The sequence below is a fragment of the Pyxidicoccus trucidator genome, from assembly GCF_010894435.1.
Classification (GTDB): domain Bacteria; phylum Myxococcota; class Myxococcia; order Myxococcales; family Myxococcaceae; genus Myxococcus; species Myxococcus trucidator.
Window position 1 is genome coordinate 95,068 of the sequence record NZ_JAAIXZ010000028.1, and the last position, 12,567, is coordinate 107,634.

14 protein-coding genes are annotated in these 12,567 nt (G+C 70.2%); 10 read left to right on the plus strand and 4 right to left on the minus strand.

Translation table 11 applies throughout. The annotated features are described in order from the left end of the window. The first annotated feature begins 20 nt into the window (after window positions 1-20). The 3 genes from G4D85_RS45070 (at window position 21) to G4D85_RS45080 (ending at window position 2,304) form a co-directional block, all read left to right on the plus strand. The gene (locus tag G4D85_RS45070) at window positions 21-914 is read left to right on the plus strand and encodes a zinc dependent phospholipase C family protein (protein WP_164020675.1); all 894 of its coding nucleotides are present in this window, start codon (window positions 21-23) and stop codon (window positions 912-914) included. Window positions 915-1,039: 125 nt separating this feature from the next. Further along, window positions 1,040-1,822: a sulfite exporter TauE/SafE family protein gene (locus G4D85_RS45075; protein WP_164020677.1), complete on the plus strand. Its 783-nt coding sequence runs from the start codon at window positions 1,040-1,042 to the stop codon at window positions 1,820-1,822. After that, entirely contained in the window at window positions 1,819-2,304 is a 486-nt protein-coding gene (locus tag G4D85_RS45080; RefSeq protein WP_420821754.1) for a hypothetical protein, read from the plus strand. Before G4D85_RS45075 ends, G4D85_RS45080 begins: the two co-directional genes overlap by 4 nt. A 44-nt stretch (window positions 2,305-2,348) precedes the next feature. On the opposite strand, the gene G4D85_RS45085 is transcribed toward G4D85_RS45080, so the two are convergent. From G4D85_RS45085 to fabF, 3 genes are all read right to left on the minus strand, one after another. Continuing rightward, a complete protein-coding gene (locus tag G4D85_RS45085) occupies window positions 2,349-3,221 on the minus strand; it encodes a tetratricopeptide repeat protein (RefSeq protein ID WP_164020679.1) in 873 nt (290 codons plus the stop codon). A gap of 7 nt (window positions 3,222-3,228) precedes the next feature. Then, window positions 3,229-4,902, minus strand: coding sequence for a helix-turn-helix domain-containing protein (locus tag G4D85_RS45090; protein ID WP_164020681.1), 1,674 nt, complete (start codon window positions 4,900-4,902; stop codon window positions 3,229-3,231). Between the two features lie 349 nt (window positions 4,903-5,251). Continuing rightward, entirely contained in the window at window positions 5,252-6,496 is a 1,245-nt protein-coding gene (fabF, locus tag G4D85_RS45095; protein ID WP_164020683.1) for a beta-ketoacyl-ACP synthase II, read from the minus strand. A gap of 193 nt (window positions 6,497-6,689) precedes the next feature. Between fabF and G4D85_RS45100 the strand changes: the two genes are divergently transcribed. Both G4D85_RS45100 and G4D85_RS45105 read left to right on the plus strand, forming a co-directional pair. After that, window positions 6,690-7,214: a PaaI family thioesterase gene (locus G4D85_RS45100; RefSeq protein ID WP_164020684.1), complete on the plus strand. Its 525-nt coding sequence runs from the start codon at window positions 6,690-6,692 to the stop codon at window positions 7,212-7,214. Between the two features lie 11 nt (window positions 7,215-7,225). Further along, window positions 7,226-7,843 carry a TetR/AcrR family transcriptional regulator gene (locus G4D85_RS45105; protein ID WP_164020686.1) on the plus strand — a complete coding sequence of 206 codons (618 nt, stop codon included), beginning with the start codon at window positions 7,226-7,228 and terminating at the stop codon, window positions 7,841-7,843. A 50-nt stretch (window positions 7,844-7,893) separates the two neighbouring features. On the opposite strand, the gene G4D85_RS45110 is transcribed toward G4D85_RS45105, so the two are convergent. Beyond that, a complete protein-coding gene (locus G4D85_RS45110; protein WP_164020688.1) occupies window positions 7,894-8,223 on the minus strand; it encodes a hypothetical protein in 330 nt (109 codons plus the stop codon). Between the two features lie 157 nt (window positions 8,224-8,380). Here G4D85_RS45110 and G4D85_RS45115 point away from each other — a divergent pair, with 157 nt between their 5' ends. From G4D85_RS45115 to G4D85_RS45135, 5 genes are all read left to right on the plus strand, one after another. Then, entirely contained in the window at window positions 8,381-9,850 is a 1,470-nt protein-coding gene (locus G4D85_RS45115) for a M61 metallopeptidase family protein (RefSeq protein ID WP_164020690.1), read from the plus strand. Window positions 9,851-9,942: 92 nt separating this feature from the next. After that, a complete protein-coding gene (locus G4D85_RS45120; RefSeq protein ID WP_164020693.1) occupies window positions 9,943-10,566 on the plus strand; it encodes a YceI family protein in 624 nt (207 codons plus the stop codon). 45 nt (window positions 10,567-10,611) lie between these two features. Further along, complete coding sequence (locus tag G4D85_RS45125) at window positions 10,612-10,878, plus strand: hypothetical protein (RefSeq protein ID WP_164020695.1); 267 nt, start codon at window positions 10,612-10,614, stop codon at window positions 10,876-10,878. Between the two features lie 108 nt (window positions 10,879-10,986). Then, window positions 10,987-11,832, plus strand: a complete 846-nt coding sequence (bufB, locus tag G4D85_RS45130; protein ID WP_164020696.1) for an MNIO family bufferin maturase — start codon at window positions 10,987-10,989, stop codon at window positions 11,830-11,832. Beyond that, window positions 11,829-12,563 (plus strand): HvfC/BufC N-terminal domain-containing protein, encoded by a 735-nt coding sequence (locus G4D85_RS45135; RefSeq protein ID WP_164020698.1) that lies wholly within the window; start codon window positions 11,829-11,831, stop codon window positions 12,561-12,563. The genes bufB and G4D85_RS45135 overlap by 4 nt, the downstream gene beginning before the upstream one ends. The last annotated feature ends 4 nt before the right edge of the window (window positions 12,564-12,567 follow it).

Consider the following 12,567-nt stretch of genomic DNA (forward strand, 5'->3'; position numbering starts at 1 on the left):
ACTGGATAGCAGTGTGGGGAATGCCCACGTTGCTCATGCATCTGACCGCCATCGAACGGATGGCCGCCAATCCGGGAGACCTTCCGGCGGACTGGGTGCGCGCGCTCGCGGAGGACCTGCCGTATGCGCGCTTCGGCGCGGCGCTGCCGGACCTGCCGCTGTGTGAAGGCGTGCGCGGCGGGCTGTCGGCCTTCCTTCCGGAGCGGGAGCCGCCCCTCTTCGCCCGGCTGTACCACGAGCGCGCGCCGGTGGGCTTCGGCCTGAAGATGGCGGAGCTCGTGGCCACCGGTGCGCTGGTGGGCAACGAGGCGGGGCTCGCGCTGCTGGCGGGCTACTTCACGCACCTGTGCATCGACCGGCGGCTGTACCCCGTCGTCGACAGGCTGGTGCACCGCCACCGCCGCCGCGGCGAGCGAGCGCGCGACGCGCACCGTGAAATCGAGTGGGCGCAGACGCTCTTCTACCTGCGCGAGCTGCACGGCGTGGACCTGCTGGGCACGCCCCGGCTGCGCGAGAAGTGTCAGGTGGTGAAGAGTCCGGGCTTCCCGTGGCGGGGCATCGGTCGCGGCATCTACGAGCTGGTGCGCCTGTCGTCGCAGGAGCGCGTGGGCCAGGCCCCGTCCAAGGCGGACGTGGATGGCTGGGTGCGCGGGCTGTACATCTCCGGACTCTTCCTCTCCAGCCCGGTGGGCCGCGCGCGCGCGCTGCCGGCGTACGCGCACCTGTCCTTCCAGGAGCTGTACCGCAACGACGCCTTCGACTTCTCCGGAGAGGTGGAAGGTGCGCTGGAGTCGGCGCGTGGCGTGCTGCGCAGGTTGCACGGCTACATGGCGAGGGGCACCTTCACGCCACGTACGCGTGCGCGCTTCCTCGAGGTGTTCCCCGAGGGCACGCTGGGCGCGTGTGCCGCATAGCGTCGGCCCGGACTGACGCGTTTCCCGCAACTCCTCGCGCGCAGGGCAGGCATCCTGGCGAGCATTCTTCCCAGGGGGGAATGCCGCTGTCCGAACCAGGGGACCGCTCCTATCCTCGTGAAGGAATGACGGTCCTACTCCTCATGATGGCGGGCGGCCTCGCGGGCTCTCTCGGGGCGATGCTTGGCATCGGAGGAGGCATCGTCCTGGTCCCCGCGCTGGTGTTGCTGTTCGGTATCCCCCTGGAAGAGGCGGTGCCCGCGAGCCTCATGTGCGTGGTGGCCAACTCGTGCGCGGCGGCCGCGGGCTACGTGCACAACCACCTGAGCGACATCCGGCTGGGGCTGACGCTGGAGCTGGCCACGGTGATGGGCGCCATCGTTGGCGGGCTGGTGGCGGCGATGGTTGCTCCGGCGATGGTGGCCGTGGTGTTCGGCCTCTTCACCCTCTACGTCGCCCTGCAGATGATGCTGCTGTGCTCTCCGCGGCAGGAGCCGGCGACGCTGAGTGACTACACGCCGACGAACTACCCGCTGGGCATCTCCGGCTCCTTCGTCGCGGGCGGGCTGTCCTCGCTGCTGGGCGTGGGCGGAGGCCCACTGAAGGTGCCGCTGATGAGCTACGGCATGCGGGTGCCGTTCAAGGTGGCCAGCGCCACCAGCAACCTGATGATTGGCGTGACGGGGGCCGCGAGCGTGGCGGCCTACGCACTCCGCGGGCACCTGAAGCTGGCGCTGGTGTCCCCGCTGGTGGTGGGGGTCCTGGTTGGCGCGTACGTCGGCGGCAGGCTGATGCCGAAGATGCCCACGGCGGTGCTGAAGAAGCTCTTCGCCGTGGTGCTGCTGGTGGTCGCGAGCCAGATGCTGTGGAAGGGAGGGGCGGGACTGTGGCCGAGCATGGTGAAATGAGCGAGCCGGACTCATCCGGCACGGAGGGACACGTGGTGTCCGCGGCGGTGATGGCGGACACGCATGGGGCCCACAACGTGATGACGCCTGGGGCGGAGCAGGCCCTGGCGCCCGAGGTGGACGCGGAGCCCATCACCCAGCCCGGCCTCGACGTGGCCCCGGTGGGACGGGCGCGCCGCCGGGACCTGGCCGTCGCGGGAGACCGGTGGATTGCCCGCGTGCTGCGCGGCGGTGCGGTGGTGAGCGGGGGGATGTTCGTGGTGTCGCTGGGGCTGGAGGCGCTGCCCCAATCCGAGAATGTGCACGTCGCCATCGACCTGCTCCGCAAGGGCGCGGCGTCGCTGCTGCTGGTGACACCGGTGGCGCGGCTCGCGGTGGCGGGGACGCTGCTGGGCCTCAAGGGCGAGTGGCGCTACACCATCATCGCCGCGGGCGTGCTGGGCCTGCTGGCCATCGCCGTCGGCGCCGGCATCCAGGCCTGAGCTGACGTGAGGAGGGCGCTCTCCCCGGCAACGGGGATGAGCGCTCAGACTCCGCGCGCGGCGAAGTGGGCCAGCACGTTGCGGACCTTGGCGACCTCGTCCGCGCGGCCCTGATCTTCATACAGCGGCAGCACCGCCTCGAACTGGGCGCGGGCCGCGGCGAAGTCCTGCAGGTAGTAGCAGGACAGGCCCAAATCCCACCGGGCGCGGGCCTCGTACGCGTGGTCGTGCAATTGCTCGTAGAGCTCCACCGCGCGCAGCAGGTGGGGGCGGGCGCCGTCATGGTTGCCCAGCAGGCCCTCGGACTCGCCCAGCAGCAGGTGGCCCTGCGCGAGCGCCTCCGGGTCCTCGCCCTGCTCCAGCAGCGGCACGGCCTCCAGGAAGCGCTTGCGGGCGGGCTCGTACTCGCCCTTCTCCATGCGGATGTCGCCGATGTCGAGCAGCAGCCGCGCCACGCGGTCCGGGTTGCGCGTCTGGCGCAGGAGGATGAGGGCCTCCTGGTACTTCTCCTCCGCGGCCTCCGGCTGGCCCATGGCGCGCAGGGACTCGCCGATGCAGGCGCGGGCCAGGGCCTCGCCCTCGCGGTCCTTCGCCTCGTTGAAGAGCATGGCCGCCTGGGCGATGCGCTCCATGGCGCCGCGGTGGTCCTCGAAGTGCGCCTTCACCACGCCCAGGCCGAGCAGCGCCTGCGCCTGGCCGGGCTTGTACTTCGCCTGCTGGAAGAGGCCGAGCGCCTCCTCGTAGCACTCGCGGCTCGCGGCATGGTCCTCCACCAGGCCGTGCAGCTCCGCCAGACTCACCAGCCCCTGGCCCACCTCGGTGGGCGAGCCGGTGATGCGCAGCGGGGCCAGCGCGTTCTTCTGCTGCTGGATGGCGTCGAGGATGTGGGCGCGTTGGGTGTCGTCGGGAGCGTGCATGTCGACCTCAGGCGTCGCCACCCTTGCGGCGCCGGGACGGCTTGTCCAACGAATCGTCCTTCTCAGTCCCGTGAGTCCCGTTGACGGTGAGCGAGCCGTTCATCGGGAGCACCTCCACCCCGCCGCCATGCGCGTGGGCTGGGCCGCCATTCTCCCCCATCTGGTGGATACGCTCCTTCTCCACCTTGTCGGCCTTCTCGTGGACGAGCAGCGGGGAGAAGAAGCAGTCCTTCTTCGTGTACTCGTCGAAGGCGAAGGCGAAGCGGTAGCTGGCGGCCGCGCGCTGGTTGCAGTCCGTGCGCTCGCAGAAGCGGCAGGAGATGCCGGACGGAATGGCGTCCTTGCGCAGGTCCGTGGTGGGCAGGCCGTAGGCCAGGTACTTCGCGTTCTCCGCGTGGGTGCCCAGGCCGATGGAGTAGGCCGTGCCCTTGACGATGGAGCCTTCAATGGGCTGCAGCTGCACCTTGGCGAAGCAGAAGTACGTCGTCCCGTCCGGCATGATGGAGTACTGCCGGGTGATTTGGGACGGGTTGAGGAAGGCCAGGTGCACGGCCCACTTGGCGCACGAGCCGCCGCCGGTGGCGAAGCGGATGCCGGTGCCGCTGTAGCGCTTGGAGATGTTGCCGGCGATGTCCGCGCGCAGGAAGTGGAAGGGGATGCCGGGGCGCTTGGGGTCCGACAGGTTGCAGAGCCGGTGGGCCACCGTCTCGTAGGTGGAGCCGAAGATGCTGGAGAGCAGCTCCACGTCGTAGCGCGTGCGCTGCACCTCCTTGAAGAAGTCCCCGTAGGGGAGCATCAGCGCGCCAGCGAAGTAGTTGGCCAGGTTGACCTTGATGAGCCGCTCCGTCTCACCGTGGCGCATGCGGCCCGCCACCATGATGCGCTCCACCAGCTTCTCGCGGTCCATCACCAGCAGGCCGATGGACGCGGCAATCTGGAACTTCAGCGGCTGCTCGGTGAGGAAGGGCGACAGGGTGAGCGTCTTCTCCTCCGGGTCCAACCGCCGCACCACGGACGAGCCGCTGGGCGCCGGGTCGTCGAAGAGGACGCGGTAGCCGAAGCGCTCCTCCAGCAGCCGGATGAGCTGTCCGCTGGTGAGCTGCCGCTCCAGGCGCACGTCACGGCGCAGCGCCTCCGCCTGCTCCTCCAATTCCGGGAAGAAGTTGCGGTGCTTCTCCAGGAAGTCGCTGACCTCGTCGAAGGGCGAGTAGTCGAAGCGGACGCCCGGCACCGTGCCGTTCTGCGCGCCACCCTGCGCGCGGGTGCGCTCCTCCACGTTGAGCTGCGCCAGCACGTTCTCCAACTGCGTGCGCGTGTTCTTGTAGAGGTTGAAGAGCGCGGCCACCGTGCCGGCCAGCTTCGGCTCGGCGGACAGCGACTGGAGCGACTCGGGGTCGATGTCGAGGCTCTTGAGCAGCGGCTCGTCCAGCAGCTTCGCCAGCGCCTCGTCCACGCGGCCCTCGCCGAGCGTGGACATGAACTGCTCGGGGTCCTGGTCGAAGTAGCGCAGCGCCTTCCAGAGCAGCGGGAAGGGCATCACCCGCTTCCCCTTCTCGATGAGGTTCAGGTACGCGGGGGACACACCCAGGTCCTTGGCCGCGTCTGCTTGCTTGATGTTGCGTGCAAGGCGCAGCCCTCGGAGCTTCAGGCCCACGTTGGCGTTCAGTGCGTTGTCGTTCATGGCCGAGTCGAGGCCCTCTGGAGCACGCCGGACCTCGCGCACCTGGGACCTGGATCCACTTTGCAAATCGATTTACCGATTTGCAATGAACGTTTTCGGGCGGGGGGCCCCCTGTCCGGCGGGCGACGGAACAGCTGTCCGCCTCCACTACGGAGCTGTAGAAATGCGCGTAAGCGCATGTAATTACGGTGCTTTGGGGCTGTGGGAGTGTTCGCTCCAGCGCGCCCCCGCCGCGGCTTGTCAACCGTTTACTGGCGCACTGCGCCATGTGACCTGGAGTGCGTCAGTAAACGCGGATTCACGGTTTACAAAGCAAGGGCGTCCAGTGGTGGGGACACGTAGGAGTCGATCATCCGGTGGCCCGGCGGAAGACGAGCGACGCGTTGGTGCCGCCGAAGCCGAAGGAGTTGCTCATGACGGCGTCCAGGCGCGCGGGGCGGGCGGTGTTGGGCACGCAGTCCAGGGCGATGCGGGGGTCCTGACGCTGGAGGTTGATGGTGGGCGGGAGGACCTCGCGGGTGAGGGCGAGGATGCTGATGACGGCCTCGGCGGCGCCAGCCGCGCCGTTCATGTGGCCCGTCATGGACTTGGTGGAGGAAATGGCGACGGTGCGCGCGGCGTCGCCGAAGACGCGGGCGATGCCCTCCATCTCCAGCACGTCGCCGAGGTCCGTCGAGGTGCCGTGGGCATTGATGTAGCCGATGTCCGCGGGCGTGAGGCCGGCGTCCTTCATGGCGCCGCGCATGCTGCGCTGGGCGCCTTCGTGCTCGGGGGCGGGCGCGGTGACGTGGTGCGCGTCGGAGGTGGCGCTGTAGCCGGACAGCTCGGCGTAGATGCGCGCGCCCCGGGCGCGGGCGTGCTCCCACTCCTCGAGCACGAGCATGCCGGCGCCCTCGGCGAGCACGAAGCCGTCGCGGTCCGCGTCGAACGGGCGGCTGGCCTCCTGGGGCGCGTCGTTGCGGGTGGACAGCGCCTTCATCGCGGCGAAGCCGCCCACGCCCAGCAGTGAGATGGGCGCCTCGGAGCCGCCGGCCACCGCCGCGTCGAACTCGCCGCGCTGGATTCCGCGCATCGCCTCGCCAATGGCATGGGCGCTGGTGGAGCACGCGGAGTTGGTGGACCACGAGGGGCCCTTGATGCCGTGGCGCATGGTGACGTAGCCGGGCGCCAGATTGATGATCATCTGGAGGATGAAGAACGGGCTGATGCGGTCCGGCCCCTTCTCCATCGCCTTGCGGTAGGTCTCCTCCAGGCTGGAGATGCCACCGATGCCGGAGCCGATGATGGCCGCCACGCGCTCGGCGTTCTCCGGGGTGATTTTCAGCCCCGAGTCCGCGATGGCCATGTCCGCCGCCACCACCGCGAACTGCGCGAAGCGGTCCATCCGCCGCACCTCGCGCCGGTCGATGTAGTCCTCCGGTTGGAAGTCCTTCACCTCGCCAGCGATGCGGCAGTCCAGCCGGCTCGCGTCGAAGAGGGTGATGGGGCCCACGCCGCTCCGCCCGCCCACCAGGGCCTCCCAGCTCTTCTCCACTCCCGTGCCACAGGGGCTGATGAGCCCCAGCCCGGTCACCGCGACACGCCGCTTCTCCATGGCTCTCTCCGTCTCCCACGCGCACCGGCGGCCTTGAACGGGCCTGTCTGCCCGGCTGCCCGCTTCTCCACGTGCGCTCGATGGGACTTTGTATTATGGGCATCATGCCATCAGGGCAAGTAGATGCGACCGGGCGCTGGAATCCCCGGAGCTGCATTGGATGACGAGTATCATTCAAATGGAGGAAGCACCGATGAGCCAGGGGAGCGCTGGGAGCCGGACCCGGACCGTGACGTGGAGGGACCCGCGCGAGGGCGTGGCCGCGGCCAGGACGCTGTCCGGGCTGGAATACCTGCGCGCCATCGTCCGAGGTGAGGTGCCGGGGGCGCCCATCGCCGAGCTGATGGGGTTCGCTCCGGTGGAGGTGGACGAGGGGCGGGCGGTGTTCGTGGTGGAGCCGGCGGAGTACCACTACAACCCCATCGGCACGGTGCACGGTGGGCTGGCGGCCACGGTGCTGGACTCGGCGCTGGCGTGCGCGGTGCACTCCACCTTGCCGGCGGGGTCGGGGTACACGACGCTGGAGCTGCATGTGAATCTCGTGCGCGCGATTGCTCACGACACGGGCCGGCTGACGTGCACGGGCGAGGTCATCCATGTGGGTGGGCGGGTGGCCACGGCCCAGGCGAAGCTGACGGATGCGGCGGGGAAGCTGTATGCCCACGGCACCACCACGTGCATGCTGTTCCGGCCCCCGGGCGCGGGAGGCCGCGAGTAGGAGAGGAAGCGATGCGGTACGGACCAGAGCACAAGCAGGCCACGCGCGAGCGCATCCTGGCGGCGGCGGAGAACCTCTTCCGCAAGCAGGGCTTCGAGGGCGCGAGCGTGGAGCGCGTCATGCGCGCGGCGGGGCTGACGGTGGGGGGCTTCTATGCCCACTTCGCCTCGAAGGACTCGCTGCTCGCGGAGTCCGTGCGCGCCTTCTTCCAGCGCAACGGCGAGCGGTGGCTGGGTGGGCTGGAGGAGTTGCGGGGCGCGGAGTGGCTGAGCCACTTCGTGCGCCGGTACCTCAACCGCCACATCCGCGACAACATGGAGACGGGCTGCATCCTGCCGTCGGTGTTGTCGGACCTGGGGCGAGGGACTCCGGAAGCGCGCGAGGCCTTCGCCGAGGGGGTGGAGGGGCTGGTGGCGGAGATGGTGGTGCGCGTGCCGGGCGAGGATGGCGTCACCGCGCGGAAGCGGGCGCTGGCGACGGTGACGTCCCTCATCGGCGCGATGACGCTGGCCCGGGCGACGAAGGGCCTGCCCCTGTCGGATGAAATCCTGGAGGCGGCGCGGGAGTTCCTGCTCGCGGACGGGAAGGGGACGGAAGCGGCCCCTGCCTCGCGGAAGAAGTCACACTGAGCGGCGGACCCCGTGTCGTGCGCTGACCCACCCGAGAAGGCCCGGGGGGCTCACCACCACCGGATGCCTCCGCGCGGGCCCCGGCGCGTCGTGTTCCGCCAGAGCGCATGGGCGCCCACGGCCAGCAGCATCCAGATGATGCCGAACCCCACCAGGTACATCCCCACCAGCACGGCGGTGAGGACGTACCAGTGGAAGTGTTCCTTCCAGCGCAGCCGGGCCGGCCTGCCGACGACTTCGCTCACCGGCCGCCAGGGCTCTGTCTCGGAGGTGCGAATCTGGTCCGTCGGGTCCACCAGTCCCGTCGACAGCGCCTGGCGGACCTCATCCAGTCCGCCATAGGACAGCTCACCCTCGGGACTGCGGATGCGTATGGGCATTGCGCATGACTCTAGGGCCACCGGCCTCCCGGGAGCCACCTGCGTCACGCGCAGCCACAAGGCGGTGTGTGGCGGAGTGTTCCCACTCGACGTGAGGCGCGCGGCGTGTCGCCAGGCGTATTCTCGCGTCCGCTGACGGAGCGCTTCGAGGTGACGCGTGGGACGTAGACGCAGCCGGACCGGAGGCACCGCCCGGGTAGCTCCCTGGAGGGCCCGTGCACGTTCGTCCGTCATCCTCCTGCTCGCGCTCGCGGCCCTGTCCTGCCAGACGCCGGCACGCCCGCGTCCGACGGGAGACCCGGCGGCGCTGCGCTACAACCTCACCTACGTGCGCGAGCCCGAGCACGCCATCGACGTAGAGGTGGTGCTGGCGAAGGGCTCTCCGCGCGAGTTCCTCTTCAGTGAGCCCGGCGGTGTGGACACGGTCCACGTCTGGAGCGACGACGGACAGGTGCGCTCGCTGCGGGTCCACGAGGACGGGCTCCGCCTTCCCGCCGGCACGCGCTTCCTGCGCTACCGCTACGCGCTGGATGCACGCATCCGACAGCACGGGCCCGGCTTCTTCATCGGCGTCGGCGATGGCGACGCGCGCCATGTCGCCGGGCGTGAGTACCTCATCCGTCCGCGCGTGGTGACGCCGGACCTGCGAGTGGAGCTGTACTTGGAGGGCGTGGACGCGCTGCTGCCGTGGCAGCCGGGGGAGGGGGGGCTCTACCGCCTGCGCGGTGAGGACCTGGTGGACTCCGGCTTCCATGGCTTCGGCGGGCGCCGCTGCCAGGTCCAGCTGCCGGACGCGGTGCTGGACGTCGCCATCCTCGGACGCTTCTCGCGTCTGGACGACGCGTCCATCTGCGCGTGGCTGCGGCAGGCCGCGGAGGAGGTGCGCACCGTGCGCCGCGCCTTCCCGTATCCGCGCATCTCCGTGCGCGTCATCCCCGCGTCGGCGCGTCGCGGCTCCGGCCTCTTCGGCATGGTGCAGTGGAGCTCGCCGCCCAGTGTCTCCATCCTCGTGGGCCGGGACACGGACGCCACCTCCTTCAAGCGGGACTGGGTGGCCGTGCACGAGCTGCTGCACCTCACCCACCCTGTCATCCTCCCGCGCGTGCCCTGGCTGTCGGAAGGACTGGCCACCTACTACACGGAGGTGGCGCGCTCGCGCTCCGGGCGGCAGAGCGCGCAGCGTGCATGGGAGGAACTCGTGGACGGCTTCGCTCGCGGGCGGGCCCAGGCGGGCGGGCGCACCATGGAAGAGGTGGTGGCGGGCAGTCCCTACTCGCTCGGCGTCTACTGGACGGGCGCGCTCTTCGCCTTGCATCTCGATGTGGAATTACGCCGTGTCACTGAAAACAAGCGCCGGCTGGAGGACGTGCTGGAGCTGCTGGCCGAGCGCGGCCCCACGTCCACCTTCGGTGCCTTCGGAGCGGCGGTGGACTCTGTCGCGGGCCAGCCGCTGTTCGGCGCGCTGCTGGAGCGGCACCTCCGGCGACCTTCTTTTGCGGAGGCGGAAGGTCTGCTAGAAGCCTTGGGGGTCAGGACTGACACGGGCGAAGTCAAGCTGGTGCCGGCCCGTGACAGCCTGTTGCGTGAAGCGTTGGACGGTCGGCGCACCCGCGGCGCCGGCTTCTGAACGGAACCCGCGGGAAGGCGCTGTAACCGGCGGACGGGAGCTGCGTACCGGATGCATCCGCGCATCGCTGACATCCGTAAATGAGGTCCGTCATGTCCCGCACGTTCCTGGCGCTCGCCGCCCTCCTGTCGCTTCCCGCACTCGCGGCCGAGCCCGCCGCCGCGCCGCGGGCCTTCGTCTTCAATGACCCGAACAGCCGCGACACCGTGGCCTTCATGCTGGACGCGCCGCTGGAGGTCATCAACGGCCTGTCCAACGAGGTTCGCGGCCGCGTGGAGGTGAAGGGCACCAAGGCCAGCGGGAAGTTCCAGCTGCCCGTGAAGTCCATCAAGACGGGCAACGACACGCGCGACGAGCACCTGCGCAATGACCGCTGGCTGGACGCCGCGAAGTCCCCGGACATCGTCTTCGAGTTCGTCGACCTGGCCCTGCCCTCGGCGCTGGAGGCGGGCAAGCCGGTGAAGGTGAAGGGCAAGGGCCGCTTCACCCTGCGCGGTGTGACGCGCGAGGAGCCGGTGGAGGTGACGGCCACGTACTTCAAGGAGTCCAGCGAGACGAAGAACCGCGCGGCGGGAGACCTCCTGCGCGTGCGTGCGAAGTTCCAGATTCCGCTCGAGGCCTACGGCATCCAGCGGACGGAAGCGCTGGTGCTCAAGGTGGGCGAGACCGCCGAGGTCAACGTCGACGCCTGGGGCTCCACGCAATTCAAGCTGTAACGCTGTAGTTCACCCCCCAATGCAGTACCGAAAGGAAGCAACACCATGAACGTCAAGACCCTGGCGGCGATTGTCGGCACCCTGTCCCTGTCCGCGCTGGCCACCGGCTGTGCGTCCACCAAGTCCGCGGAGGCCCAGCCGGCCACCGCCGAGAAGGGCGCCGAGGGCAGCTGCGGCGCGAAGGCCACCGAGGCGAAGGGCGCCGAGGCCGCCTGCAACGGCCAGAAGCAGGAGGCCGCTCCGGCCGCCACGCCGGAGAAGGGCGCCGAGGGCAGCTGCGGCGCCGGTTCCTGCGGCGGCGCCAAGAAGTAGTCGCGTCCCTGGCGGGGGTCGGTGAAAGCCGGCGCCCTGCTGTCCGGGCGGTGGGAGGAATGCTCCCGCCGCCCGTGTCGTTCCTGCCTCCCGAGGAGGAGTGCCCCGGTGGTGACGTACGCGCGGAGACACGGACTGAAGCCGCTGGGCGCGGGCATCGGGCTGCGGCGGAGCTTCTACGAGGAGCTGCCCCGCACCGTTCGCACGCTCGACTGGGTGGAGGTCATCCCGGAGAACTTCCTCTCGCTGGGCGGCCGGCCGCAGCGCACCCTGAACGCCTGCGCGGAGCGGTGGCCGGTGCTGCCGCACGGCGTGGGGCTCGACATCGGCGGGCCGGATGCGCTGGACGTGGACTACGTCACGCGGCTGGCGGCGCTGGTGGCGCGGGTGGACGCGCCGTTCTTCTCGGACCACCTCTGCTATTCGCGGCTGGGCGGCGTGTACCTGCATGACCTGCTGCCGCTGCCCTTCACCGAGGCCGCCGTGGAGCACGTGGTGCCGCGCGTGCGCGAGGTGGTGGCGCGCGTGGGTCGGCCCTTCCTGCTGGAGAACCCGAGCTACTACGCGCACATGCCGGGCGGCACGCTGTCCGAGGCGGACTTCCTGCGGCACGTGGTGGAGCAGGCGGACTGCGGGCTGTTGCTGGACGTGAACAACGTCTACGTCAACGCGCTCAACCACGGGTATGACCCGCGGGCCTTCGTGGACGCGCTGCCGCTGGAGCGGGTGGTGCAGGTCCACCTCGCCGGCCACACGCGCTACCCGGACGTCATCATCGACACGCACGGAGACCGCGTCTGCGGGGACGTGTGGTCGTTGTATCGGTATGTGCTGGAGCGCACCGGCCCGGTGGCGACGCTCATCGAGTGGGACCAGGACATCCCCTCGCTGGACGCGGTGCTGGACGAGGCGGACGTGGCGCGCGGCGCGCTGCGGGAGGTGGCGGGGCGATGAAGCCGGCGCTGAAGCACTTCTTCGACAGCATGGGCACGTACTTCGCCCGCCCCGGCGCGGAGTCGCTGGAGCGGCTGTACGCGGAGCACCCGGGCTGGGACGCGGCGCGCGGGCGCGTGGCCGTCTATGGCGACTTCGTGCGCGGGCATGTGCGCGGCGTGCTGGAGAAGGTCTTCCCGCTCGTGCGCGGCGCGGTGGGCCCGGAGGCGTGGGGTGCGCTGGTGGAGGGCTACACGCTGACGCGGCCCGCGCGGCACCATGAGCTGAACCACCTGGCGGAGGGCTTCCCGGCCTTCGTCGCGGACGCGGTGGCCGCGCGCGGGCTGGCAGCCTTCGTCCCCGCGCTGGCGCGCTTCGAGTGGACGGACTTCGCGGTGTTCGCCTCGGAGGAGTCCGCGCCGGAGCGGGTGGAGCGGCTGTCGGCCAACCCCACGCTGGCCGTGCTGGAGCATCCCTTCCTTCTTTGCGCGTACGTGCGGGCGCAGGGGGCGCGGACGGAGCCGGAGGCGGGGCAGGAGCTGGCCTTGCTGTGGCGCCACCCGGAGCACCTCGTCACCTACTACGTGGAGGCCACGCCGCCCGCGCTGCTGGTGCTGAAGATGGCGGTGGAGGGGCTGTCCGCCTCGGACGTGGCTGCGGCCACCGGCATGCCCGAGGCGGAGCTGCGGAGCTCGGTGGAGCGCTTCTCCCGCGACGGGCTGGTGCTGGCTCCGCGCGGCTCCGAAGGCTGAAGCA

What these genes read in the sequence shown, in the direction of transcription:
- G4D85_RS45090 (WP_164020681.1), bottom strand. Translation starts at nt 4,902, where the DNA reads ATGAACGACAACGCACTGAACGCCAACGTGGGCCTGAAGCTCCGAGGG.
- G4D85_RS45080 (WP_420821754.1), top strand. Translation starts at nt 1,819, where the DNA reads ATGAGCGAGCCGGACTCATCCGGCACGGAGGGACACGTGGTGTCCGCG.
- G4D85_RS45070 (WP_164020675.1), top strand. Translation starts at nt 21, where the DNA reads ATGCCCACGTTGCTCATGCATCTGACCGCCATCGAACGGATGGCCGCC.
- G4D85_RS45125 (WP_164020695.1), top strand. Translation starts at nt 10,612, where the DNA reads ATGAACGTCAAGACCCTGGCGGCGATTGTCGGCACCCTGTCCCTGTCC.
- G4D85_RS45075 (WP_164020677.1), top strand. Translation starts at nt 1,040, where the DNA reads ATGACGGTCCTACTCCTCATGATGGCGGGCGGCCTCGCGGGCTCTCTC.
- G4D85_RS45100 (WP_164020684.1), top strand. Translation starts at nt 6,690, where the DNA reads ATGAGCCAGGGGAGCGCTGGGAGCCGGACCCGGACCGTGACGTGGAGG.
- G4D85_RS45120 (WP_164020693.1), top strand. Translation starts at nt 9,943, where the DNA reads ATGTCCCGCACGTTCCTGGCGCTCGCCGCCCTCCTGTCGCTTCCCGCA.
- G4D85_RS45110 (WP_164020688.1), bottom strand. Translation starts at nt 8,223, where the DNA reads ATGCCCATACGCATCCGCAGTCCCGAGGGTGAGCTGTCCTATGGCGGA.
- G4D85_RS45105 (WP_164020686.1), top strand. Translation starts at nt 7,226, where the DNA reads ATGCGGTACGGACCAGAGCACAAGCAGGCCACGCGCGAGCGCATCCTG.
- G4D85_RS45135 (WP_164020698.1), top strand. Translation starts at nt 11,829, where the DNA reads ATGAAGCCGGCGCTGAAGCACTTCTTCGACAGCATGGGCACGTACTTC.
- G4D85_RS45085 (WP_164020679.1), bottom strand. Translation starts at nt 3,221, where the DNA reads ATGCACGCTCCCGACGACACCCAACGCGCCCACATCCTCGACGCCATC.
- fabF (WP_164020683.1), bottom strand. Translation starts at nt 6,496, where the DNA reads ATGGAGAAGCGGCGTGTCGCGGTGACCGGGCTGGGGCTCATCAGCCCC.